The following is a 24,402-nucleotide window of genomic DNA, read 5'->3' as shown; positions in this document are numbered from 1 at the left end:
CTCCACCCTCAGCGCGCGCCTCACCGCGGTGCCGTCCGCGCGCCCCGCAGCACCGCCGTGTAGCCCCGCTCAATCGGGGAGTCGCCGCTGTCGCCGTCCCCACCGGCGGCGATCAGCTCGTCGGGGAGGCCGGTGAAGACCGGCCGCCCGCCGTCGACCAGGTTCACCCGGGTGCACGCCGCTACGACGTCCTCGACCAGGTGCGTGCTGACCAGGACCACGGCGTCCAGGACCAGCTCGCACAGCAGCGCCCGGAACTGCACCCGCTGCTCCGGGTCCAGGCCGGCGGTGGGCTCGTCCAACCGCAGTAGCCGGGGGTCGTTCACGATGGCCTGGGCGATGCCGGCGCGGCGCAGCATCCCGCCGGAGAGGTGCTTCATCCGGTCGTCGGCGCGCTCTAGCAGGCCGACCCGCTCGATCGCCCGGTCCACCGCCAGCGGGATCCGCTCCGGAGGCATCTCCTTCAGCCAGGCGAAGTACTCCACGAACTCCCGGACGGTGAAGCGCGGGTAGAAGCCGAACGCCTGCGGCAGGTAACCCAGTTGGCGGCGCGCCTGCCGCAACGCCGCAGGGTCGCCGATGTGGTGGCCCAGCAGCCGGACCTCACCTCGGTCGGGGCGAAGGACCGTGGCCAGGATCCGCATCAGGGTGGTCTTGCCGGCGCCGTTCGGGCCGAGCAACCCGTGCACCCCCACCCCGAGTTCGAGGTCCAGGTCGTCGAAGACGACCCGCTTGCCGTAGCTGACCCGCAGGCCGTCGACGCTCACCGTCATCATGCCGGTTGCCTCCCCACCCGTTCCCGACGCACATACACCACCACCGCGGCCACCGCCGTGACGCCCAGCCAGCCCGGACCGCTCGACACCAGAACCGCCAGACCGCCGACCGGCGGTGCCAGCACCACCACCGCCCACGCGCTCGCCACCACGAACGCGGCGGCCACGGGCTCGACCAGCGAGCCGAGCGCCAGCGTCAGGACCGTCAACGCGATACAGGGAAGCAGCCACAGCCCCGGCGTACCGATGCCCGTCACCGCGCCAGCCAGGACCGCTACGGGCGCCGCGACCGCGAGGACCGTCAACGTGCGCCACAGAACGATGTGCAGGCCGCCCTGCGGTGTCCCCGCGATCAACTCGTGCAGTGGATCAGTTCGCCGCCCGTACGACAGGGCCGTACCGACAGCGGGCAGTGCCGGCGCGATCAGCAGGAGCAGCCACGGCGGGACCACCGTCGGGCTGACCGCCAACCCCGCGGTGAGCACCCCGGTGACGGCCACCGACAGCAACCACGCCGCCCGCGCCGCAGGCCCCGCACCCACCAACACCCTGATCCGCCGCCACCCTGTTGCCCGCCGCACCTGCCCCTGCGTCGGCAGCCGGACGCCCAGCGAGACCGCGATGGCCTCCACCACCAGGGCCGTGGACGCGTCCGATGCGATGCTCGTCCGGCAGTCCGCACAGCGGTCGAGGTGCGCCTCCACCGACCACGCGTCAACGTCAGCGAGGCCGCCTTCGGCGTACGCCGCCAGCACCCCGGCGTCGACGTGGAACCCGGTCACGACAGGGCCGCCCTCAACTCGCGGCGCGCCCGCATCGCCCGGGTCTTCACCGTGCCCTCCGGCACACCCAGCAACACCGCGGCCTCCCGCACCGTCAGGCCATCCAGCACGGTCGCCTGCAACACCGCCCGCAACTCCGGAGCAAGCCGATGCAGCGCACGCTCCAACTCGGCGTCATACGCGCCCGCCAAGACCTCGCCCTCCGCCGACGGCGACCACGCCAACACGTCCTCGCCCGGCACCCCACACTCTGCGGACGGGCCGACGCGCGACGCCACGCGTCGATCAACCGACCAGCGGCCACCGACCACAGCCAACCCACCGCCGCACCGTCCCCGCGGTAGCCGGCCGCAGCCCGCCACACCGTCAAGAACGTCTCCTGCACCACCTCCCGGACCAACTCCGGATCCCGACACCGGCGGCGCAGACGCAACACCAACCACGGCGCGTTACGCGCATACAGCACGTCAAACGCCCCGCGGTCACCCTTCCCGACGAGGCGCAACAGCTCCTCGTCGTCCACGTCCATCACGCGAGGTTAGGACGCATCACTCGGCGAAACGGTTCTCTGCGCCGCGCCACACGCATCGCGGACACCGATCGCGGTCTCCGTTCTCTAGGCTGCTCCCATGGCAGCGTGTCCCGAGCTGACCAGGCCGGCCCCCCGCGTGGGGTGCGGTCATGGTCTCTCCGGGGCAACCCCGGGGACGCGACACTCACCTCGGCACCACATCACAGGTGCGTCGGCACGCTCCGCGAGCCTGTGCACCCGCACGACCGGGCATCGTCGGGACACGCTGCCACCACCGGCCCGATCGTGACCACCATCCACGCCCTCGCCACCGCGCTCGCCGACGCGTTCCTCGCAAGCGACGGCTGGCGCCGCGCCGATCTCGTCGACCAGGGCGGGCTCGTCCTCGGCATCCGGCGGCGATGGCTGTGGCCGGTCGCCGACGCGGTGCTGGCCGCCTACCCACGCCCACCCACCGACCGGCCACGCGAGCTGGCCATCCTCCTGAGCACCCTCGATCCGCTACGCGCGGCGATCGCCACCGCTCGCCAGCACCAGCGGCCGATCGTCATCCACACGCGCCCCGTGACGCCAACCCGAACGGTCCGCCGTCCCTGGCACACTCCGGTCATCGACACGGTCGGCAACCTGGCCGCGATGCTCGGCCTGAGCATCGAGCACCTCGACTGGTACGCCGACCGACGTGCCATGAACCGCCGCGCCACCGCCCACCGGCTGCACCACTACCACTACCGGTGGACCGAGGGCGGCCGGCTGATCGAGGCACCGAAGTCCCGGCTTCGGGCTCTGCAACGCCGGCTCCTCGCCGAGGTCCTCGGGCCGATCCCGGTCCACCCCGCCGCGCACGGCTTCGTACCCGGCCGCTCCGCGCACACCTTCGCCGCCGTCCACGCCGCGCAGCCGGTCGTCGTCCGGATCGACCTGCTCGCCTTCTTCACCCACATCCCCGCCACCCGCGTCCACGGCCTGTTCCGCGCAGCCGGCTATCCCGAACCAGTCGCCCACACCCTCACCGGACTGTGCACCACCCGTACCCCGAACCCCGTGCTGCGCCGCGCACCCACCGACCTACCGCACCGAGCGACGAGGCTCGCCGCGCTGCGAACCGGCCACCTGCCCCAAGGCGCGCCGACCTCGCCCGCGCTGGCGAACCTGTGCGCCTACCGACTCGACCGACGCCTCACCGGCCTCGCCGATGCCTTCGAGATCACCTACACCCGGTACGCCGACGATCTCACCTTCTCGGGCGACCTCGCCACCCGCCGAATCCACGCCCTGATCGCCGCCGTCACCCACATCGCCCGCGACGAGGGCTTCCTAGTCCACACAGGTAAGACCCGCGTCCGTGGCCGGGCCGACCGGCAACTCCTCGCTGGACTCGTCGTCAACCACCACCCCGCCACACCACGCGACGAGTACGACCAGCTCCGCGCCATCCTCCACAACGCCGCCCGCACCGGCCTCGCCGCGCAGAACAGGACCGGTCACCCCGACTTCGCTCAATACCTCATCGGGCGAGTTGCCTGGGTCGGTCATCACCATCCGGCACGCGCAGCCAAACTCGCCGCGCTACTGGCCCACGCTCTCGCGGCACCGTAGACTGACGCCGCGCGGTCGGTGTGGACCAGCAAATGGTTCTCGGCCACGACACCGGGGATCACGTCCTCAGGTTTCATCGAGGCGGGACGGAGCGGTCTGAACGGTTCTGGCTCGACGTCCGGTACCGCTACCTGGTGATCGAAGATGCCCATGCGGCCCACCTTCGCACAACTCACGCCGCCGTCGGACCGCCGTGCACCACCGAAGTCAGTTCCGGCACACACCCGGCGGTGCCCCGGATCGGCACCCATTGGTGGCCGGCAGGGCGTCAGCAGGCATCGACTGACCTGCGATGCGTCGGTCACGAAGTGATGCCTCGGGCGCGGACACCGGGACATCTCAACTGGCCGCCAGGAAGTGTCAACGCAATCGACGCACCACATAGGTAAACCCCTGCGGCACCGAATCCGCCCAACTTTCCTGGTTCCCTCGCCGCGGGGCTGTCTCGCTAACGGCACCTCTCTGTGTCAAGGCGTTGGCAGCAGAGAGGTCTCCGTGTCTTTGATCATGGTGCGGTAGACGACGTCGGACAGGCGCCGCTTCAGGCAGCGCATCGCTTCCTTGTGGGTTTTGCCTGCGGCCCGTTTGCGCTGGTAGTAGTCCCGACCGGGGGTCGCTCGTTTGATCTGGGCCATGGCCATGACGTGCAGGGCGTAGTTCAGCTGCCGGTCGCCGGCTCGCGAGAGACGGTGGCGTTGGATGTCACCGGATGACACTTCTATCGGCGCGACGCCGCAGTACGAGGCGAACGCGGACTCCGACCGGAACCTGTTGACGGCTCCGGCGCGGGCCAGGATCTTCGCGGCGGTGACGTCTCCGATGCCGTGTAGATCGGTCAGTGTGGTGCCGGAGGCCGCGACCGCGGCGGACAGCGTTGCTGTTGCTTCGGCGATGCGCCGGTCGAGGCGGCGCAGCTCGCCGAGTAGTTCCACGGCGACCTGGCGCATGGTGCGGGCCAGCACGGCTCGTGGGCGGATGCTGCGCAGCGCAGCGGCTGCGCTGTCGGCGGTCAGTCCGCGGGACAGGCCGGCAGGAATGAGCTGGGCCAGCAGCGCATGCAGGCGGTTGACGACCTGGGTACGACTGCGAACGAGGTCATCGCGGTGTTCGGTGAGGCACCGCAGGGCAGCGATGGCCTCATCCACTACGGCGGTGTTGAGTCGAGCAGCGGTGTGCGCGGCGATTCCGACCGATAGAGCGTCAGCCTGGTCAGTCTTGCGGCCATGACCGCTGGAGAGCATCCGAACGCGGCGGGCGAGCTTCGCGGGCACATCAACGACATCGACGCCGTCGGCTGCCAGACGAGAGGTCAACGTGGCACCCAGGCCCGTAGCGCCTTCGACCGCCCAAACGGCATACGACCAGCGGCCGGCGAAACGACGTAATTGCCGGTAACCGTCGCGGTTGACCTCGACGCGGATCGCGGCCAGGGGCTGGAGTCGGCTGTCGACCGCGACGGCGGTCCAGGAGGCCTTGTGGGGATCGATCGCGATGACGACCCGGGGCGGTGTTGACGGTGCGGCGGCGGGCACGGGTTCTCCTTGCAGGACCGGGGAAAGTGATCCGGCGAGGAGGGCAGACCAACTTCGGGCTAAACAAACCTCTCTCGAGCCACTCTCGCCGGCGGTTGTGGCCGGGGCGCAGGCCGTTCGAGGGCCAGCCCACAGGCGGCAGGTGTTTCCCGAGCGACCCCGACCACAACCTCGGAGATCATGGCTGCAGACCCTGATCTCCGCCACCAATCCAACAAGTTGGAGACCTCTCTGCTGCCAACGCCTTGACACAGAGAGGTGCCGTTAGATCCACACTCCCGAATCAGGTGCGTCTCCACGATGCTGCGGTAGTTGAGCACCGTCGTAGGCCTCAACCGGCCCTCCAACTCCGACACCAGAAACGCAGCCACCGCCGCACCGTCCAGGTCCGCGTCACCGCCTCCGGCAACTGAGCCAACTCCCAGCAGGCCTGCTTCGCCTCGGCCAAGGTGGCTAACCCGCCCCGGCGAACCCGATCACGAGCGCCGTCCACGCCGGTGACCTGCAAAGGGAAGTACCAGCGGCCATGACTGAGGTCCGTCAGACGCTCGCAGCGAGCGCCGAACTGCTTACCCGTCTCCTCATCACGGCAGCCACACCGCCGGTACACCTGCCCCGGCCCCTCGGACACCCGCATCACCGACACCGCCCGAAAGCGTCGCCGCGACGATCGGGCATGCCGTCGGGACCACTCGGACTGGGCACGTCTCCTACAACCCAGCCCCAAAAATCAAGGTCTCTACAAGATCCGGGCGGTTCACTGCACCGTCGCACTGGTCCGTATGGGCCATGACTCCCGTACCCGCGACTACGTCACCCGCCGCACCGCCGAAGGCCGCACCAAACGCGAGGTCATGCGCAACCTCAAGCGCTACATCAGCAGGCAACTCTTCCGAACCCTCAACAACGCCCAACCAGCTACCAGCACCCCTTGACAGCTATAGAAGCATCTCAGTGTCCCGCGTTGAGCCACCTCGCCAGGGATCGACGCTTGGCCGGTCAGTGGCTGGTGAAGATCCGGTCGTACGGCAGTCTCGGCAGCCGCTCGGCCCAGGCGCCCGGTCCGGGCTTGCCGATGTTGATCACCACGAGCGCCCGGTGCCGGCCATCCGGGAAGAACTCCTGGCTGACCTTCTCGGCGTCGAAGCCAGTCATCGGGCCGGCGGCCAGGCCCAGCGCACGGACTCCGATGATGAAGTAGCCGATCTGCAACGTGGCGTTGAGCAGAGCCGACTCGGTGCGCAGGTCTTCGTCGGCGAAGGCCTCCCGGGCGTGCGGGACCGACGGAAGGACCTCGGGCAGTTCCTCGTGGAAGTCCAGGTCCGCAGCGAGGATCGCGGTCAGCGGCGCGGACGCCGTCCTGGCCTGATTGCCCTCGCGCAGCAGCGGAAGTAGGCGACTCATCGCCTCACTGGAACGCACCAGCGCCACCCGCAGCGGCTGCTGGTTGAACGACGTTGGCCCCCACTTGACGAGGTCGTACAGCGCGGCGATCCGATCCTCGCCGACCGGCTCGGCGGCGAAGGTTTTTGGCGTGCGTGCCGCGCGGAAGAGCAGATCCTGCACGGCACCGTCGATGAGCACGTGGTCGGACGTCATCCGCCATCTCCTTGAGTCCGGTGGCCTGTGCGGCGCCGAGGTGAACGATGCCGCTCGGAAACGTGGCGAGAACATTCCCGGGATGACGATATGAAGCCGCGATCGAGAATTCCTCGAATAGCCGTCGAACGCAGTTCTGAACGCCTTTACTTCGGCTTCCGCCACCTCTTACCGTGGTCGGATGCGAGGGATCCTACTGGCCGGCGGCACCGGCTCCCGGCTGTGGCCGGCCACCCGGGCGGTCTCGAAACAGCTGATGCCGATATTCGACAAGCCGATGATCTACTACCCGCTGTCCACGCTGGTGATGGCCGGTATCCGAGAAATCCTGGTGATCACGACTCCCGATGATCAGACACAGTTCCAACGGCTACTGGAGGATGGTAGTCAATGGGGATTGCGTATCGAATACGCGATTCAGCCGCGCCCTGAGGGCATTGCCCAGGCATTTCTCATCGCCGACGATTTCCTCGGTGGCCACCCGGTCGCCCTCATCCTCGGTGACAACCTGTTCCACGGCGCCGGGCTCGGGCGGCACCTGCGGCACAACGCCGACGTCATCGGCGGGCGAGTCTTCGGCTACCCAGTGGCCAATCCGCAGGCGTACGGGGTGGTCGAGCTGGACCGCGCCGGGCGGGTGCTGTCCATCGAGGAGAAGCCGGCCCGGCCCCGTTCGCGATACGCCGTGCCCGGGCTGTACTTCTACAACGGGGACGTCTCGAAGATCGCCGAGGATCTGCGGCCGAGCGCCCGCGGCGAACTGGAGATCACCGCGGTCAATCAGGAGTACGTCCGGCGTGGCACCCTCGGGGTGACGCTGCTCGAACAGGGCACGGTATGGCTGGACACCGGAACGTTCGCGGATCTGGTGCACGCCGCTGAGTACGTCCGTGTGATCGAGGAACGCCAGAGTCTCAAGATCGGCTGTGTCGAGGAGGCGGCCTGGCGGTCCGGGTTCATCGACGATCACCGGCTCCGCGACCTCGCCGGGCCGTTGCGCAAGAGCGGCTACGGCGACTACCTGCTGCGGCTTCTGGATTGGCAGACGTCGGCGATCCGTTGAGGCCGCGGCGGTCAGCGGGTGGCGGCCTCGACGAAACGCACGAGCAGCGTAGCGAAGCTCTGCCGGTCCTCCGGCGTCCAGCCGCTGGTGTAGGCGTCGAACACGTTGTTCTGCCACTGGCGCGCCGCCGCGACCAGCTCGCGACCCTGATCGGTCAGCTCGAGGGCGGCGTGCCGGCTGTCGGTGAGCGACACGCCGCGCTTGACCAGACCGGCGTTCACCGCGTCGGCCACCATGCGACTGGCCACGGACCGGTCGATGCCGAGCGCCTCGGCGACCGACCGGACGTCGACGGTGGCGTGCCCGGGCTCCTGCGCCGCGGCCACTATGTCGGCCACCACGACACGCCGGACGTCGTTGCTCGAACCGGTGGCCTCCAGCGCGATCCGCTGAGGCGCGCGGCGAGCCCAGTGACGGATGAACCTGAACAGCGCAACACCCGGGCCGAGCTGCGAACCGTCCGCACCGAGTGCCGTTTGCGGCCTCTCCGGGTCCGCCGCGCCGCTGTTCATCGCGGAAATGGTAACCCGGCTGCGCTCGGCCTGGACCGGGCTCCTTCCTCCCCCTACTATGTGCAAAAAGCACACGTTGCCAACATGGGTCGCGCGCCGCTCCCCGGCGCGCGGACGGAAAGGGCAAGGCCATGACGGATCTGATGATCGAGGCCACCGGCCTGCACCAACGGTTCGGCGAGGTGACCGCCCTCGACAATGTCGACCTGCGGGTGCGCCGCGGCTCGGTCATGGGGTTGCTCGGACACAACGGCGCTGGCAAGACCACGCTGATCAACATCCTGAGCACGCTCGTGCCGCCCGCCAATGGCACAGCCGTCGTGGCCGGTCACGACGTGACCACCGCGCCCCGCGAGGTTCGCCGCCGCATCGGGCTGACCGGCCAGTACGCCGCCGTTGACGAACAGCTCTCCGGCATGGACAACCTGGTGCTCCTCGCGCGTCTGCTCGGCTCCGGCCGAGCGGGCGCCCACGCCCGGGCCGCCGAGCTGATCGAGCTGTTCGACCTGCGGGACGCGGCCAAACGTCCGGTGGGAACCTATTCGGGAGGCATGCGCCGCCGGCTTGACATCGCCGCCAGCATCGTCGGGGAACCCGAGGTCATCTTCCTCGACGAGCCCACCACCGGGCTGGACCCGGTCAGCCGCAACGGGGTGTGGAAACTGGTCGAGGATCTGACCCACAACGGCGCGACCGTGCTCCTCACCACCCAATACCTGGAGGAGGCCGATCGTCTCGCCGACGAGATCACCGTGCTCTCCAGCGGCCGCGTGATCGCCGCCGGCACGCCGGAGAAGCTCAAGGCCCAGGTCGGCCGGCTGACCGCGCACGTCACCCTGGTCGAGGAAACGCAGATGGACGCCGCCCTGCGGGCGCTGGAACGGATCCGGCTGGATCCGCACCATGATGACGAACGCGCCGAGCTGTACGTGGCACTGGAGGAATCGACCGGTCTCGCCTCCGTCGTGCGGGCCCTGGACGACGCCTCCGTCGCCATCAACCGTCTGGTGCTCACCGAACCCACCCTCGACGATGTCTACCTGTCGCTGTCGGGCAGGAAAACGCTGCCCACCGCGGCGTGACCCGAAAGGCTGTCATGTCCACCATCAGCGCCGTCGCCAGCCGGGTGGATACCTCCACCTGGCGGGGCACGAACGTCCTCGTCCAGATCTTCATCCTGACCGGCCGGTCCCTGCGAGGGTTGGTCCGTAACCCGCAACTCCTCCTGATCTCGATGGCCCAGCCGGTGGTCTTCCTGGTGCTGCTGACCCAGGTGTTCAGCAGCCTGGCCAGCGCCGACAACTTCCCGGCCGGTATCACGTACGTCGACTTCCTGATGCCGGCGTTCATCGCCGTCTCCGGTCTCTCCGCGGCATCCGAGGCCAGCGTCGGCCTCACCACCGACATGCACAGCGGAGTGCTCGCCCGGTTCCGGTCGCTGCCGATCAGCAACATCTCGGTGCTGTTCGCCCGCAGCATCGCTGAGGTGATCCGGAATACCCTGGTCATCACCATGCTCGTGGTGCTCGCGATCCTGCTGTTCGGTTTCGATCCGCCGGGAGGGCTGTCCGGCGTCGCGCTCGCCGGCCTGCTCGCCCTCGCCGTCAGCTGGGGTGTCGTCTGGGTCTTCCTCGCCCTCGGTGCCTGGATGCGCACCGCCGAGGGCATGCAGGCCTTGGGCTTCATGCTGCTGTTCCCGCTGATGTTCGTCTCGAGCATGTTCGTGCCGGTGGCCAACCTGCCCGGCTGGCTGCAGGCCGTCGCGAAGGTCAACCCGGTCACCTACCTGGTGGACGCCGCCCGCAACTTGGCCTTCGACATGCCCGTCGGCAACAGCGTGGTCCTGACCCTCGTCGCCAGCCTCGCCCTCATGATCGTCGGTATGGTCGCCGCCATCATCGGTTTCCGGCGCCCGTTGTAGACCCCGGTCGGTCTCCGGCGGAACCCGCGATTACGCCGGAGGCCGGCCGGTCAGCCGGCCCAGGAGGCCAGCAGTCCCCGGCTGGCTGCCTCCGCCACGGTGGGTGCGGCGGCGTCCTTGCCGGACAGTATCGGCGGCTCCGTCAGCCCCCAGGGCAGTGCCAGTTCCGGGTCGAGGGCGTCGACCTCGAACTGGGTGCCCGGCACGTACGGCGTCGACACCACATAGCAGATGCAGGCATCGTCGGTCAGCGCGAGGAACCCGTGGCCGGCGCCCTCCGGTACCAACACCGATCGGCCGGAGTCCGCCTCCAGGACGGTGACGCTGTGCGCGCCGAACGACGGCGAGCCGACACGCAGATCGACGATGATGTCCCGGACCACCCCGCGTACGCAGGTAACGAACTTGGCCTGCCCCGGCGGGACGCGGACGCCGTGCAGCCCGCGCAGAGTACCGCGGCGCGACACCGAGTAATTGATCTGACGAGGACGGAACGGACGCCCGGTCAGTCGCTCCAGGTCGTCGGTCCGGACCGCCTCGTAGAAGACTCCCCGGTCATCACGGTGCATGCCGGGTGTCACCAGGAAGGCGCCCGGGACCGCGAGCTCCTCGATCCCGGTGGACGTCACGCCCGGATTCCCACGAAGAGGCCACGGCCGTTCGGGGGCCCCGGCTGATGGCGTGCCGCGATACCGGCCCGCTCGAACGCCGACAGGTACTCCTGCTCGGTGAAGAGCGTGAGGAGCTCCTGCTCGGTGAAGTCGCGGATCCCGCCAGCGTCGCCGACGGTGTACCGCACGGTCATCCGGGTCTGCCGGCCAGCCCCGACCGAGTGCGACATCCGCGTGATCACCCGACCGTCGCCCTCAGCGACGCTGGCCGTCACGAAGCCGTCGATAAAATTCTCCGGGAACCACCAAGGCTCGACCACCACGACGCCGCCGGGCACCAGGTTGGCTGCCATCGTGGACACGGCGCGGCACAGACCGTCCACCGTGGGCAGATAACTGATTGAGAAGCACATGCAGGTGATCACCTCCACCGGCTCCGCCAGGCGGAAGGAGCGCATGTCGCCCCCGTGCAGCGTCACCCCGGGCAGCTTGCGTGCCGCCACCTGACGCATCCCGTCGGACAGTTCCAGGCCCTCCACCCGCTCGAACCGCTCGCGGAACCTCTGCAGGTGACCGCCCGTCCCACAGGCCACGTCGAGAAGTGAACGCGCACCCGGGCGCAGCCGCTGAATCAGCCCGGCGATCTCCTCCGCCTCGGCCGCCCAGTCACGTCCGCGCGCCGCGTGCACGGTGTCGTAGATCTCGGCGTGCCGCGCGCTGTACGCCGTACCGGTCATCTCTGCTCCTCCTCGTAGCCAGCCCCATGCCGCCGGACCGCCGCGCGCAGCTCACCGGCCACGGTCCGCACCTCGTCGTCGTCGAGACCGGCATGCAGCGGCAGCAGCAGCGTCTCCTCCGCAGCCTGCTCCGTCTCAGGCAGCACCACCCGGGCACCGTAGACGGGTACCTTGTGCAGCGGCGGATAGCGGAACGTCGTGTAGATCCCCCGTTGGAGCAGATCAGCGGCGACCGCATCGCGGACCGTGGCGTCGAGCTGCACCCAGTAGAAGTAGTAGGAGGAGGTGTGTCCGTCGGGCAGAGGCGGGGGCAACCTCACCCCCGGCGTATCGGCGAGCAACTCGTCGTAGAGCCGCACGATCTCCGCCCGCCGCCGCAGCAGGTCCGGCAACCGGCTCAGCTGAACAGCGCCTATGGCCGCGGTGACGTCGTTACCGACGACGCGCCGACCGAAGTCGCGGACTTTCAGCTCCCACCATCGATGCGGCACGCGGGCCGCGGACCGAAGCCCGCTGTCCTGGGCCAGCCCGTGGTAGGACAGCCGACCGGCCCGCGCGGCCAGTTCCGGATCGCGGACCCACAGCATGCCGCCGTCCCCGGTGACCAGGACCTTCATGGCGTCGAAGCTCCACATCGCGATGTCGCCGAACGTCCCGCAGGCCCGGCCACTCACCGTCGAGGCCACCGCACACGCCGCGTCCTCGATGAGCATCAGGCCGCGCTGCCGGCAGAAGTCGGCGACGGCGGCGATGTCGCCCGGATAGCCGCCGTAGTGCAGGATCACGACGGCCCTGGTACGGCCGGTCACGGCCCGCTCCACATCGTCACAGCTCGGGTTGAGGGTCCGCGGGTCGACGTCGCAGAAAACGGTGCGCGCGCCGGACGCGGTGATCGCATTGGCCGCCGCGACGAAACTGACCGACGGGAGCACGACATCGTCACCGGGGCCCAGCCCGAGCAGCTCGATGGCGAGGAAGAGCCCCGCCGTCCCGGAGCTGAGGAACGTCATGTGCGCCGGCTCGACGCCGATGTGCGCAGCGAACGCCGCCTCGAACGCCGCGGTGCGCGGCCCGCGGCCGAGCCAGCCGGAGGCGAAGACCTCCGACAGCGCGTCCAGTTCCGCCGCACCGACGGTCGGCTGGAATACGTTTATCACCTGTATCTCCTGCAGCTTGCGGCATGGCGTGATCCGGCGCGGCGCCGAGACGGTCAGCGGTTACCGGTGACGAACTCGACGATGGACGAGGCGACGTAATCGATCATCTCGGCGGTCAGGCCCGGGTAGACCCCGAGCCAGAACGTCCGGTCGGTGACCACGTCGCAGTTGGTCAGCTCACCCGAGACCCGGTAAGGCACGTCGGCGTACGCCGGATGCCGGGTGATGTTGCCACCGAACAGGCGGCGCGTCCCGATCGCACGGGACTCAAGGAAAGCGACGAGCTGGGCGCGGGTGAAACCAGCGTCCGGGAGCACGGTGATCAGAAACCCGAACCAGCTGGGATCGCTGCCCGGTGTCACGGTGGGAAGCAGCAGCCCCGGCACGTCCTGCAGGCCGTCGCGCAGCCGGCGCCAGTTGCGGCGCCGGGCGTCGCCGAAGGCAGGCAGCTTACGCAGCTGGCTCAGGGCCAGGGCACCCTGCACGTCGGTCGCCTTCAGGTTGTACCCGACGTGGGAGAAGATGTACTTGTGGTCATAGCCCTCCGGCAGGGTGCCCAACTGGAAGGCGAACCGCTTCCGGCAGGTGTTGTCGGTGCCGGGCTCGCACCAGCAGTCCCGGCCCCAGTCGCGGTAGGACTCGACCTGCCGGGCCAGCTCCAGGCTGTCGGTCAGCACGCAGCCGCCCTCGCCCGTGGTGATATGGTGGGCGGGATAGAAGCTCACCGTGGCCAGGTCACCGAACGTGCCGGTCATCCGGCCCCGGTATGTGGAACCCACCGCGTCACAGTTGTCCTCGATCAGGAACAGGTCATGGGCCGCCGCCAGCTCGGCCATCTCGGCGGCCGCGAACGGGTTGCCGAGAGCATGAGCCAGCATGATCGCCCGGGTTCGGGGTCCGATGGCGCGTTCCACCAGTTCCACCGGGGCGTTGTAGGTGCCCATTTCGATATCGACGAAGACCGGGGTCAGCCCGTTCTGCACGATCGGGTTGATGGTGGTCGGGAAGCCGGCCGCCGTGGTGATCACTTCGTCGCCCGGCCGGAGCCGTACGTCCTCGAGCTTGGGTGACGTCAGCGCGGACAGCGCCAGCAGGTTGGCCGATGATCCCGAGTTGACCAGGTGGGCCTTGCGAACGCCGATGTGGCGGGCGAACTGGCTCTCGAACTGCCGGGCGCTGGGTCCCGCGGCGATCCGCATGTCCAGCGCCGCGGCCGTCAACGCAACCCGGTCGTCCTCGTCGAGAACCGCGCCGGACGACAGGATCGGGGTCACGCCGGGCACAAAGGGGGGTGTCTCCTGCTCGCGGTGGTACTTGCGGACCGCCTCGAGGATCAGCTCTCGCGTGTCGTCCGGTATGGGTCAGCCCTCCGTCGAAGGGATCGCGGTGACAGCCACCGGGATCCGCGTGTGTGCTGCTGTGACCGGCGAGCGCAGTCGCCGCAGCGGCTCACCGTCCGGGCGCACCGGGTAGGGCGACGACACGGCGGCGGTGACCGCGGCCGTGGCGACGACCCGGGCGAACGGGGCGACACAGCGCGTGTAGAGCCCGGCGTCGACGGTCAGCGGCGGGCGTACCCGGCCGTTGCCTGCCCCGGCACCGCGCCCCGGATTCGCGGCCTCGACCCAGAGAACGACCTCACTGCCCGCGGCGATGACCTGCCCCGCCACCGGCACGTCGGCCAGGGCCACCCGATGCTCCACGCGCACCGGCGGGTCGTCACACAGCGCTTGCTCGACGAGCGCCGGTATCCGCTGCGGCTCGGCGCGGACACGGTCGTGACCGGCGGGGTCGCGCAGTAGGGCGAGCAGCACGTTCGCGGTCAGCTGAGCCGCCATCTCGACACCGGCGACGCCGGTGAGCACGCGAGGCGGCACGGCCGCCGTGTCGCGCTCCCGGCCGAGGATCTCGTGCGCCGTCTCCACGGCCGAGCGCAACCCCAGCGCGACCGGCCGCTGCGGAGGGCACAGCACCGCGTCCAGAGCCACCGCCGCAGCGGCGGAGACCGCGGCCAGCGTGGGCCGATGCGGCACGGGTAACTCGATCAGCTCCGCCAGTGCCGCCGCCGCGGCGGGCTGGGCGTAGTCCCGGATCAGGTCGAAACGCTCCGGCAGGCGGGCGAGTTCGGCGCGACACAACGCGGTCAGCCGGTCCACGTGGTGTTCCACCGGTTCGGCGCCAAGGACCGGGTCCGTCCAGGCGGTCAGGTTCCGGTACTCGGCCGGGTCCAGGCACATAAAGGCGCGGTCGAGCGACAGCAGATGACTCAGCAACGGCTGCGCCAACTCGTACGCCGACCGGCGACCCGGTGCAGGATCGGGGTACCACAGACCCATCCGGGGATCGCCGAGCAGTTCGGCGCACCGGTCGTAGGCGGTGACCACCCAGCACCCGGCGGGGCTGCGGTACACGTCCCTGTACTGCCGGGCACGGTGCGCCTGTTCCGCCCGGTCACCGCCGCGCAGCAGCAACGACCAAGGATCCCGCTCGTCGCCCACGGCTCCCGCGATCCACTGCCGGCCGCGGGCCGCCAGCAGGTACTCTCCGATCTCCGCATCCGTCGGTTCCGCTCGCGCTGGTGCCAGCGTCATCTCTCCTCCTCCGATGTGGCCGCGCTCGCCCGGACGGGGCGAGCCGCTGGTGCGTGCCCGGGCCGGCCGGTCACTCCGCCCGTGCCGGATGCCAGCGTGGGAGGCTGCCCTCCTCGTTGCGGCCCTTCGTCACTACAGCCAGGTTGTGGTGGAAATGCACCCCGCTGATCTGAGTGTCGGTGCCGGTCGGCGGTCGGCCGCTCGACGGGCCGATCTCCTCGTGGTTGAGCCCGTCGACAAGCAGCTTGAGGAAGCCCATGCTGGTCCGGGCACTCGTGAGGTCCGTGCTGCTACCGCCGAACCTCGGCCAGTACGACGTCTGCAGATCCTCGATCACGTAGTGGCCGCCGGGTCGCAGCAGCGGGAACAGCGTCCCGAACGTGGCGATCACGTCGTCGCTGCGGTGGCTTCCATCGTCGATGATCACGTCGAGGGCACCGATCTCGCGTACCACCGAGTGCAGGAACTCCGCGTCCGCCTGATCGCCGCACCGGGTGCGGATGCGCTGCCCGGGCACCGTGGTCTTGCTCTCGATGTCCACACCGCAGACCAGTCCCCGGTGGAAGTACCGGCTCCAGGCTCGCAGCGACCCGCCGCCGACGTCCGGCACGTGGAACCCGCCGATGCCGATCTCCAGCACCACGACAGGGCTGTCCCGCAGTCCGCCCAGATAGCGGTCGTAGTGCTCAGGGTAGAAGTGCAGGCCCCACTTGTCCGAGCCGTGACGCAGCATCAGCTCGGCGAGCCCGGCACGTTGCGGCGCGGAGCCCCGCAGCAGGCACTGCACAACCGGCGCCGTGTGCGGCACCTCCGACCAGGAGCTGATCGGCGTCTGATCGTGCCAGACCAGGCGGCGCGTGGGATTGCGCCGCACCGCGTCCGGGCCGTACACGCCGCGCGTCAGGTCAGTCAGGTCCTGCTCGACGGTCACCTGAGGATCGGGATGCGGCCGGGCGGACTCCTCGGCGCCGGCCGGGCCGCATTGCATCGAGCTGCTCACGACCGACCGGTCGAAGGCAAGATCGAAACGTACGGTGACGGGCTCGCGCCCGGCCAGGTCATGCTCGTCGATCCGCTCCGACAGCTCCCGCACGAGCACCGACGCCACCCGCCCGGGGCCGAGGCGCCGCACCACGGCGGTCAGGGCCGGCTCGCCGGATCCGGCCGCGTCGATCAGGCAACGCAGGTCATCCCAGTCCAGGCCGTCCTGCTCCAGGTCGCCCAGGTCCACGTGCCGTACCTCCCCGCCGGTTGCCGATGACCACAAGCTAGCCAGCAGCGTCCGCGGCTGAGTCGCATCGCAATCGAGAACCGCTGGAGCCCTGGCACCGGACCGACCGGCGCCGCGCCGGAGGTCAGCGATCCTCGACCGGGGCTCGACCCTGCCCGCCTAGCGTGACGGGCGGATCTCCACCCGGGGGCCGCCGGCCACCTGTGGACCGGGCCGGGGAGAGCGGCTCGGCGAAACGGGAGCAGACGTGCGGGTTCTTTTCACCACGGTGGCGCAGTCGACCCATCTCTACAACATGGTCCCGCTTGCCTGGGCGATGCACACGGCGGGCCACGAGGTGCGGATCGTCAGCAGCAGTCAGCTCGCCGACCGCATCGAGGCGACCGGTCTCACGGCACTTCCGGTGGCCGCACCGATGCCCACGCCGCGAAGGCTGACCTCCGACGCCTTCACCTACGCGGAACCCCGCCCGGCCAGCCTGGACTGGAACTACATGCTCGGCAAGTTCGCGGTGTTCAGCGGCCTGATGTTCCCGTACTACGAGCCGCACCAATTGCGCGAACAGATCGTGCGCTTCGCCCGCGCCTGGCGGCCGGACCTCGCGGTCTGGGACATGTTCAGCTTCAGCGGGGCGGCGGCGGCCGTGGCCAGTGGGGCCGCGCACGTCCGGATGCTGGTCGGCCTGGACTTCATGGGCCAGATGCGCGCCATGTTCCTGGACCTGCTGCGCCGGCAGCCCGAAGAACTGCGTGACGACCCGCTTGCCGAGCTGCTGACCACGCCGGTTCCGGGCACCGATCTGGCGTTCGACGAGGAGCTCGTGGTCGGCCAGTACACCGTCGACCCGCTGCCGAGCGCGCTGCGGCTACCGGTCGACCTGGAGTACTTGCCCCTGCGATATGTGCCCTACCACGGGCCGGCCTCCTGCCCCCCGTGGGTGCACGAACCGCCGCGCCGGCCGCGGGTGTGCCTCACACTCGGTCTGACCGCCAGAGAGGGCTGGGACGTCAGCGACCTCTCCGTTGACGAAATGTTCGACGCCGTGGCCGACCTGGACATCGAGGTCGTCGCCACGTTCAACGCCGCGCAGGCCCGATCGGCCCGGCGGGTACCCGACAACGTGCGGCTGGTCGACTTCGTACCGCTGCAGGCGCTGCTGCCGTCCTGTTCGGCGCTCATCCACCACGGTGGCACCGGCTCGTTCGGCACGGCGCTGGCGCACGGCGTACCGCAGCTGATCGTCCCGCACGGTTACTGGGACACCACCCCGAAGGCCATGTTCCTGGAGGAGCGCGGTGCGGGCCTGCACCTGCCGGTCGGCGGTTTCTCCGCGGCGGCCATGCGCGACGCCCTCATCCGCATAGTCGGTGATCCGTCCTTCCGGACCGGTGCCTATGCGGTGCAGGCGGAGAACCAGGCCCGGCCGAGCCCCAACGACTTGGTACCGACCCTCGAGAAGATCGCCGCCGAGCGCCGGCGCTGATGGGAGCAGCCGTGAGCGACATCTCGCACGATCCCGCCGACTTCGACGTGCTGTCGCTGGCCCAGTCGATGATCCGGCACGACACGTCGCACGACGGCGAGGGTGCCGACACCCTGCCGCTGGCCCGGATGCTGCGCTCAGTGTGGGAACACGCCGACGTGCCCACCGAGACGATAGCCACGCCGAAGCCCGGCAACGTCCACTTCCTCGCCCGGATCCGGGGCACCGGGATCGCGCCGCCGCTGCTGGTGCTGGCGCATTCCGACGTCGTCCCGGTGCAGCGGGAACGCTGGCGCACCGAGCCTTTCGGAGCGGCGGTGCACGACGGGTTCCTGTACGGCCGCGGCAGCCTGGACATGAAGGGCGCCGGCGCCGCGTTCATGAACGCGCTGCTGCGCCACGTGACCGAGGGCGCCGTCTTCGACCGGGACATCATCTATCTCGCCGATTGCGACGAGGAGGGCGGTTGGTACGGCACACCCTGGCTGGTCGAGAACCACTGGGACAAGGTCGCCGCCGGCGCCGTAGTGACCGAAGGAGGATGGACCCTCGCCCAGTCCGACGGCCGTACGCCCATGCTCGCCTCGATGTCCTGCCTGGACCGCGCGTTCGGTGCGGTACGGCTGACCACCGAGCATGTCGCCACCCACTCGTCGCGGCCGCAGCCGGGCGGCGCGATCACCCGGCTGGCTCAGGTCGTGGAGCGGGTCGGCCGCTGGCAGCCCGCCGTCACCCTGACCGACCTGAACCGCCGGTACTTCGCGGCCCTGGCGAGCTCCACGACCGACGATCGCCTGGCCGAGGCGATCGCCGCGGTGCTGGACGCCGACACACCCCGGTCGGCCGCGGCTGCCGCCGACGCGGTGGTCAAGCACAGCCCGTACCCGTGGCTGCACAACGCCATGCTGCGCGCGACAGTCGCGTTCGTGGCCCAGGACGGCGGCCGTCGCGCCAACGTCATCCCGGCGCGGGCGTCCGTGCTCCTGCAGATTCGCTTCCTGCCCGGCGGACAGACACCCCGTGAACTGCTGGGCGAACTACGGACGGTGGTCGATGACGACGCCACCACGGCACCGGTCGGCCCACCGTACGAGACACCGGAACAGACCCTGGCCCGGTGGGAACGCGACTGGTCGCAGGCGCCCTCCCCCACCGGCACCGACATCTTCGCCGCCTGGCAGGACGCGGCACGGCGGACCTTCCCCGGCGTCCCCGCGGTACCGGCCATGTTCGAGGCCGGCACCAGCGGGAAGCCGTGGCGTGACCGGGGCGTACCGGTCTACGGCCTCTACCCCTACCTGGTCGACCACGAGACGATGGTCCGGATGCACGGCGACGACGAACGGGTACACGTCGACGAGCTGCGCCGCGGGGCCGAGCTGTTGTACCGGATGTTCGCTCGCTTCACGGTCCCGCCGGGGACGGATCCGAGTCCAGCGCTCCCAGCAGCTCGATGACCTCCGAGGTGGCGGCCACCTCGGCGAGGATGGCGCGGGCGTCGACGTCAATCGGATGAGTGGAGCTCAGGAACCGGCGGGACGTCTCTGCGAAGTCGTCGCTCTCCTGCACCATCAGCAGGCAGGGCCCACCAGGGTTGGCGGCGTCGAGGAAGACCCGTTCCCGCCGGATGCCCATGCGCTCACAGGCGTCCAGCAATTCCGCACGCCGTCGGCCGAGGTCGGTGAACAGGGTACGGACCCGGTCGACGGTGCCGGGCCGGAGGATGACCCGAATGCAGCGGACGGCCATGGAAAGGTCTCCTCACTCTGACTGCGGACGGGAGCCGAACGGTCGCACCTCACCACGCAACGTCGAGCCGGTGGATGATGCGATGCATGCCGGGAACGAAGACGGGTCCGTCACCGGCCAACCGCAGCCCCGGCAAGCGGTCGATCAGCCCGACGACCGTGTACTGCAACAGTTGGCGCGCGAGATAGCTGCCCACGCACGAGCGGGGGCCGTGGCCGTACGACATGTGCCGTTGGGGTTTGCGAGTGATGTCGAGCTCGTCCGGACGTTCGAACACCGTCTCGTCACGGTTGGCTGAGGCGAACAGCACCATCACGCGTACGCCGGCCGCGAGATCCTTGTCGCCCAGCCGGACCGCACGAGTGGTCTGCCGGAACAGACCCTGCAGCGGCAGGTCGTAGCGGGTCAGTTCCTCCACGGCCCCGGACGCCAGTTCCGGCCGGCTGCGCAACAGCTCCCACTGCGCGGAGTGGCGCAGCAGCTGCCACATCGCGGTACCGATCATGGCGGTGGTGGTGTTCTGCCCGGCACCGATCAGCCCGGTCAGCGATTCGATGACGGTCCGTCGGGCGGCCACCGGGAGGGACCTGTCCGTCGGGCGCACGGCCGCCACGACAGCACTGATCAGGTCGTCGCACGGCTGGTCGTGGCGCTGCTGGGCGTACCGGTCGAGCAACCGCTGGTAGGCCGCCACCCGGCGGGCCGCCGCCATCTGCTCCCCGGCGTCGAGATTGTCCGAGCCGGACATCAGATAGGTCAGTGAATAGCTGCCGTCGACCACCGCCGGGACGTCGGCCGGATCGATGCCCAGCGTCTTGGCCTTGCCGTGCACCGGCAGGGCTCGGGCCAGCCCGCTCATTAGATCGCCGGGTCCCGCCGCGGCAAAGCGGTCGATCAGGTCCGCCACGACCGAGCGCAGATGCTCGGCTTGCTGATCGACTTCGGCGCGGGAGAACGCCAGCCGGGTCGCCTCGGCGGCGCGCCGGCGCGCCTCGTCCCCCGGATCGCCGTGGCTGGCCGGGAGCACCGGGACCGCGGCGTCGATCTCGGCCCGCACCTCCGGTGGCAGCTGCTCCAGCGGGCGTAGCACGGCGGCGAGCGAGTACGTGTCCGGGTCGGCCAGGACGGCACGCGCATCGCGGAAGGTGGTGACGACGTACGCGTTCATGGCGGGCGAGAAGAACACCGGTTCCTCACGACGGGCGCGGGCGTAGAAGGGATAGGGGTCCGCGCTGAGATCGTTCGGCCGGTAGTCGTCGCCGACCGAGCTGACGGCAGATGCGGTCACGGGCATTCTCCTTCCGTCCTGCTGTATGGGACGGCGGTACGCCCCGCACACCCGGCCAGTTTCACCGGACCCGGTCGTGGCGGCCTCAACAACCGGTGGAGCGCCCGGCTCCACCCGGTCTCGAGGCCGCTGCCGCAGACTTGCGGCGACCCCGCCAGTAAGGAGCCGGCATGACCCCGGAACTGCTGCCCGATCAGGACTTGCATCGCGCGCTGGTCGTCGTCGCGCATCCCGACGACGTCGACTTCGCGGCGGCCGGAACGGTGGCCCGGTGGACGGCGGCCGGCGCAACGGTCGTCTACTGCGTCGTGACGGACGGTGAAGCGGGCTTCGACGACGACGCCGGAGACCGGCGGGTACGCGCCTCGATCCGCCGCGCCGAGCAGCTCGCGGCAGGCCGCGCGGTGGGCGTCACCGACATCCGGTTCCTGGGCTGTCCGGACGGCGAGCTGACCGTCTCGCTGGACCTGCGCCGCGACATCACCCGGGTGATCCGCGAGGTCCGGCCGAACCGGGTGCTCACCCACAGTCCCGAGATCGCCTGGGAAATGCCCGCGGCCAGTCACCCGGATCACCGCGCGACCGGTGAGGCGACCCTCGGGGCAGTGTATCCGGACGCCCGGAATCCGCTGGCCCACCGACGGCTGCTGACCGACGAGAAGCTCGCGGCGTGGCCGGTGCGTGAGCTGTGGGTGATGGGCGGTCCGCGTAGCAACCACCACCCGGACATCACGGACACCTTCGACCGGAAAGTGGCGGCGCTGCGGGCCCACCGATCTCAGGTCGGTGACGCCGGCGTGCTGGTGGAGCGGCTCCGCGACCGACACGCTGACCTGGCCGGCGCGACCGGCCTGCCGGCGGGGAGGTTGGCGGAACGCTTCCTGGCGACGGTGTTCGGTTAAACGTCAGGCGGGTACCGAATCCGCGACCCGGCGGACCACGTCCACCGTGGCGGCCGGTGTGGGCAGCCTGGCGATCTCAGAGCGCACCGCGGCGGCCGCCGCACGGAACCGGTCGTCGGCGAGGACCGTTGACACCGCTGACGCCACCGCGTCGGCGTCGGCCTCCTCAGGCGATAGCGCCACCCCGGTGCCGGTGGTGGTGATCCGGCCGGCGTTCACGAACTGGTCGGCGAAATGCGGCAGCGCCACCTGCGGCAGGCCGTGCACCAGCGAGGTCATCGTGGTTCCCGATCCGCCGTGATGCACCACCGCGTCGCAGGCCGGCAGCACCGCGTTGAGCGGCAGCCAGGCCGCGGTACGGACCTCCACCGGCAGCAGGTCGATACTCTCCAGGCGTTGCCGGTCCTGTTCGCGCATGGCTACCACCACCTCCACGTCCAGCTGGACCAGGGCCTTGAGCAGCAGATCCATCAAGGGGGTGACCCGGCCGTACCTGGGTAGCACGGTGCCCAAGGTCAGGCACACCCGCGGGCGTCGCCGTGGCTCGCGGGTCCACGCCGGTACTGTGGCGGGCCCGTTGTAGGGCACATACGCGAACGCGAACGAGGACGGCGCGCCGGGCAACTGGAAGCTGGGCGGGCACACATCGAGCACCTCGACCGCCGGCATGGGCGGCAGGGCGCCGGTGACCGCGCTCATCTCGTCGCGTGCCACCGCGGCGAGCTCCGGCCGCACCGCCAGACCCCACCGGTGCTCGACGAACGGCACGCCGAGCATGCTCGCCACCACCGGCGCGGCGAGCGCCATCGACTCCGCGATCACCACGTCGGGGCCCCAGGAACGGGCCAGCTCCACGGTGCCGGGCAGGGCCAGCGCGGCCAGTTTGGCGAAGCCCCGGCCCGTGTTGCGGCGGACCTCCACGGCGGTGGCCGCCTGCCGGGGCGTGCCCGATCCCGGATCCGGCCGCATGGTCTCGATCATGTCGAGCGGCCCGCAGTTCGCCGCGGTCGGCAGCCCTGCGGTCGTCACCTCGTCAGCGAAGCTCGCCGGAGTGGCAACCAGGACCTGCGCCCCCGAGGAACGAAGGGCCCAGGCCAGCGGGACCATGGGATAGAAATGTCCCTCGGCCGGACTGGTGACAAACAATACCCGCATTTCGGACACCTTCCTCATCTGCGGCCGGTTACGCATCGATCAGTGAGGCGACCGACGGGGCATACCGTTCTCCGGCGACCTGCCCGGCAGGGAAGCAGCGGTCCAGGACCGTCAGGTCGTCGGCGCCCAGCTCGATCGACGTGGCGGCGGCGTCCTCGGCAATGTGGTCGGGGTGTTTCGCGCCGACCAGCGGCACGATGTCCGGGCCGCGGTGCAGCAGCCAGGCAATTGCCAGCTGGCTGAGCGTGCGCCCGGTCCGCTCCGCCAGTTCCCGGAGCGGTTCCATCAGTTCCAGGTTGTGTTGCAGGTTGCCGTCGGCGAACCGGGGGAAGTTGTTGCGCCAGTCGCCCTGGTCGAGGTCAGACAAACGCGCGACCGTGCCGGTGAGCAGGCCGCGGCCCAGCGGGGCGTAGGCCAGCAGCCCGCAGCCAGACGCCCGCAGCTCCGCCAGGATGCCGTCCTCCACGTGCCGCTGGCACAGCGAGTACTCGGTGGCCACCGCCACCACCGGGTGCACGGCCCGGGCTGCGCACATCGTACTGACGGAGACCTCCGACAGTGCGAGGTGCCGGACCTTGCCCGCGGTGACCAGCTCGCCGAGAGCGCCCACGGAGTCCTCAATCGGCACCTGGGGATCGCGCCAGGCGAGGCAGTAGACATCGAGGTGGTCGGTGCCGAGGCGGTGCAGCGAACCGTTCACCGCCTCGTGCAGGTACTCCGGGCGGCCATCGAGCATCATGCCGCCGGCCGGGTCGGGACGGATTCCGGTCTTGACCACCAGGGTCACCTCGTCGCGCCGGCCGGCGATCGCCCGCCCGATCAGCCTCTCGCCCTCCCCACCGCCGTAGAAATCGGCTGTATCGATCAGCGTGATGCCGCTCTTCAGCGCCTGCTCGACCGTTTCCAGGCAGAGGCCTTCATCCTGTACGCCGTACCCCCCGGACATGCCCATGGTGCCGAGGCCGACCGCCGATGTCGTCAGCCCACCGAGTGACCGTGTCTCCATAATGTTCCCCTCCGGTCGCCGCCGAGCGATGACCCACTGTCGGGGCGCCCCGGCTTCTGCGCCGGAGCCTCCGCCGCCATGCTCGGTGAACGAGGTCGAGGCAGCCTCGAAGCTCGGTGGAAGATGCCGGGCCTGTGCCCGTTCTCAAGCCGTCCTTGACGACGAGGGGTGATAGT

Annotated in this window: 22 protein-coding genes and 1 pseudogene; 7 read left to right on the top strand and 16 right to left on the bottom strand. The window is 69.9% G+C overall.

Annotated features, from left to right (window positions below; translation table 11 throughout):
• Positions 1–20: 20 nt before the first annotated feature.
• From ACN27D_RS18395 to ACN27D_RS18385, 3 genes and pseudogenes are all read right to left on the bottom strand, one after another.
• The gene (locus ACN27D_RS18395; protein ID WP_358171338.1) at positions 21–776 is read right to left on the bottom strand and encodes an ABC transporter ATP-binding protein; all 756 of its coding nucleotides are present in this window, start codon (positions 774–776) and stop codon (positions 21–23) included.
• Positions 773–1,558 (bottom strand): zf-HC2 domain-containing protein, encoded by a 786-nt coding sequence (locus tag ACN27D_RS18390; RefSeq protein WP_421499592.1) that lies wholly within the window; start codon positions 1,556–1,558, stop codon positions 773–775. The genes ACN27D_RS18395 and ACN27D_RS18390 overlap by 4 nt, the downstream gene beginning before the upstream one ends.
• Positions 1,555–2,090 (bottom strand): annotated as a pseudogene (locus ACN27D_RS18385) (RNA polymerase sigma factor). Before ACN27D_RS18385 ends, ACN27D_RS18390 begins: the two are co-directional and overlap by 4 nt.
• A 285-nt stretch (positions 2,091–2,375) precedes the next feature.
• On the opposite strand from ACN27D_RS18385, the gene ACN27D_RS18380 reads away from it, so the two are divergent.
• Positions 2,376–3,689 (top strand): reverse transcriptase family protein, encoded by a 1,314-nt coding sequence (locus ACN27D_RS18380; RefSeq protein ID WP_205775926.1) that lies wholly within the window; start codon positions 2,376–2,378, stop codon positions 3,687–3,689.
• Positions 3,690–4,156: 467 nt separating this feature from the next.
• On the opposite strand, the gene ACN27D_RS18375 is transcribed toward ACN27D_RS18380, so the two are convergent.
• Together ACN27D_RS18375 and ACN27D_RS18370 are read right to left on the bottom strand one after the other, a co-directional pair.
• The gene (locus ACN27D_RS18375; RefSeq protein ID WP_358171334.1) at positions 4,157–5,221 is read right to left on the bottom strand and encodes an IS110 family transposase; all 1,065 of its coding nucleotides are present in this window, start codon (positions 5,219–5,221) and stop codon (positions 4,157–4,159) included.
• Positions 5,222–6,220: 999 nt separating this feature from the next.
• A complete protein-coding gene (locus ACN27D_RS18370) occupies positions 6,221–6,820 on the bottom strand; it encodes a malonic semialdehyde reductase (RefSeq protein ID WP_120571823.1) in 600 nt (199 codons plus the stop codon).
• 181 nt (positions 6,821–7,001) lie between these two features.
• Here ACN27D_RS18370 and rfbA point away from each other — a divergent pair, with 181 nt between their 5' ends.
• Positions 7,002–7,883, top strand: a complete 882-nt coding sequence (gene rfbA / locus ACN27D_RS18365) for a glucose-1-phosphate thymidylyltransferase RfbA (protein ID WP_358171332.1) — start codon at positions 7,002–7,004, stop codon at positions 7,881–7,883.
• Positions 7,884–7,894: 11 nt separating this feature from the next.
• Here rfbA and ACN27D_RS18360 read toward each other — a convergent pair whose 3' ends face one another.
• Complete coding sequence (locus tag ACN27D_RS18360) at positions 7,895–8,395, bottom strand: MarR family winged helix-turn-helix transcriptional regulator (RefSeq protein WP_120571825.1); 501 nt, start codon at positions 8,393–8,395, stop codon at positions 7,895–7,897.
• 182 nt (positions 8,396–8,577) lie between these two features.
• On the opposite strand from ACN27D_RS18360, the gene ACN27D_RS18355 reads away from it, so the two are divergent.
• Both ACN27D_RS18355 and ACN27D_RS18350 read left to right on the top strand, forming a co-directional pair.
• The gene (locus ACN27D_RS18355; RefSeq protein ID WP_358171330.1) at positions 8,578–9,477 is read left to right on the top strand and encodes an ATP-binding cassette domain-containing protein; all 900 of its coding nucleotides are present in this window, start codon (positions 8,578–8,580) and stop codon (positions 9,475–9,477) included.
• 14 nt (positions 9,478–9,491) lie between these two features.
• Complete coding sequence (locus ACN27D_RS18350) at positions 9,492–10,316, top strand: ABC transporter permease (RefSeq protein WP_358171328.1); 825 nt, start codon at positions 9,492–9,494, stop codon at positions 10,314–10,316.
• A 50-nt stretch (positions 10,317–10,366) separates the two neighbouring features.
• Here ACN27D_RS18350 and ACN27D_RS18345 read toward each other — a convergent pair whose 3' ends face one another.
• From ACN27D_RS18345 to ACN27D_RS18320, 6 genes are all read right to left on the bottom strand, one after another.
• Positions 10,367–10,945, bottom strand: a complete 579-nt coding sequence (locus ACN27D_RS18345; protein WP_358171326.1) for a dTDP-4-dehydrorhamnose 3,5-epimerase family protein — start codon at positions 10,943–10,945, stop codon at positions 10,367–10,369.
• Positions 10,942–11,664, bottom strand: a complete 723-nt coding sequence (locus ACN27D_RS18340) for a class I SAM-dependent DNA methyltransferase (protein ID WP_358171325.1) — start codon at positions 11,662–11,664, stop codon at positions 10,942–10,944. Before ACN27D_RS18340 ends, ACN27D_RS18345 begins: the two co-directional genes overlap by 4 nt.
• Positions 11,661–12,821 (bottom strand): DegT/DnrJ/EryC1/StrS family aminotransferase, encoded by a 1,161-nt coding sequence (locus ACN27D_RS18335; RefSeq protein ID WP_421499591.1) that lies wholly within the window; start codon positions 12,819–12,821, stop codon positions 11,661–11,663. The genes ACN27D_RS18340 and ACN27D_RS18335 overlap by 4 nt, the downstream gene beginning before the upstream one ends.
• Before the next feature lie 53 nt (positions 12,822–12,874).
• Positions 12,875–14,179, bottom strand: coding sequence for a lipopolysaccharide biosynthesis protein RfbH (rfbH, locus tag ACN27D_RS18330; protein WP_421501171.1), 1,305 nt, complete (start codon positions 14,177–14,179; stop codon positions 12,875–12,877).
• Between the two features lie 3 nt (positions 14,180–14,182).
• Positions 14,183–15,412 (bottom strand): hypothetical protein, encoded by a 1,230-nt coding sequence (locus tag ACN27D_RS18325; RefSeq protein ID WP_421499590.1) that lies wholly within the window; start codon positions 15,410–15,412, stop codon positions 14,183–14,185.
• 70 nt (positions 15,413–15,482) lie between these two features.
• Complete coding sequence (locus ACN27D_RS18320; protein ID WP_358171322.1) at positions 15,483–16,643, bottom strand: hypothetical protein; 1,161 nt, start codon at positions 16,641–16,643, stop codon at positions 15,483–15,485.
• 247 nt (positions 16,644–16,890) lie between these two features.
• On the opposite strand from ACN27D_RS18320, the gene ACN27D_RS18315 reads away from it, so the two are divergent.
• Both ACN27D_RS18315 and ACN27D_RS18310 read left to right on the top strand, forming a co-directional pair.
• The gene (locus tag ACN27D_RS18315) at positions 16,891–18,126 is read left to right on the top strand and encodes an activator-dependent family glycosyltransferase (protein ID WP_358171321.1); all 1,236 of its coding nucleotides are present in this window, start codon (positions 16,891–16,893) and stop codon (positions 18,124–18,126) included.
• A gap of 11 nt (positions 18,127–18,137) precedes the next feature.
• Positions 18,138–19,583 (top strand): M20/M25/M40 family metallo-hydrolase, encoded by a 1,446-nt coding sequence (locus ACN27D_RS18310; RefSeq protein ID WP_358171319.1) that lies wholly within the window; start codon positions 18,138–18,140, stop codon positions 19,581–19,583.
• On the opposite strand, the gene ACN27D_RS18305 is transcribed toward ACN27D_RS18310, so the two are convergent.
• Positions 19,531–19,875 (bottom strand): DUF6176 family protein, encoded by a 345-nt coding sequence (locus ACN27D_RS18305; protein ID WP_358171318.1) that lies wholly within the window; start codon positions 19,873–19,875, stop codon positions 19,531–19,533. The genes ACN27D_RS18310 and ACN27D_RS18305 overlap by 53 nt on opposite strands.
• Before the next feature lie 49 nt (positions 19,876–19,924).
• Positions 19,925–21,163, bottom strand: a complete 1,239-nt coding sequence (locus ACN27D_RS18300; protein WP_358171317.1) for a cytochrome P450 — start codon at positions 21,161–21,163, stop codon at positions 19,925–19,927.
• Positions 21,164–21,333: 170 nt separating this feature from the next.
• Here ACN27D_RS18300 and ACN27D_RS18295 point away from each other — a divergent pair, with 170 nt between their 5' ends.
• A complete protein-coding gene (locus ACN27D_RS18295) occupies positions 21,334–22,065 on the top strand; it encodes a PIG-L deacetylase family protein (RefSeq protein ID WP_358171316.1) in 732 nt (243 codons plus the stop codon).
• Between the two features lie 3 nt (positions 22,066–22,068).
• Here ACN27D_RS18295 and ACN27D_RS18290 read toward each other — a convergent pair whose 3' ends face one another.
• Positions 22,069–23,172: a nucleotide disphospho-sugar-binding domain-containing protein gene (locus ACN27D_RS18290; protein ID WP_358171399.1), complete on the bottom strand. Its 1,104-nt coding sequence runs from the start codon at positions 23,170–23,172 to the stop codon at positions 22,069–22,071.
• Positions 23,173–23,248: 76 nt separating this feature from the next.
• A complete protein-coding gene (locus ACN27D_RS18285) occupies positions 23,249–24,226 on the bottom strand; it encodes an aldo/keto reductase (RefSeq protein ID WP_358171314.1) in 978 nt (325 codons plus the stop codon).
• Positions 24,227–24,402: the final 176 nt, after the last annotated feature.

Origin of the sequence: Micromonospora sp. WMMD1274, from assembly GCF_049179035.1 — a bacterium.
Classification (GTDB): Bacteria; Actinomycetota; Actinomycetes; order Mycobacteriales; family Micromonosporaceae; genus Micromonospora; species Micromonospora tulbaghiae.
Note: the sequence above shows the minus strand (reverse complement) of the source record. Positions and strands in the feature narration are given on the sequence as shown.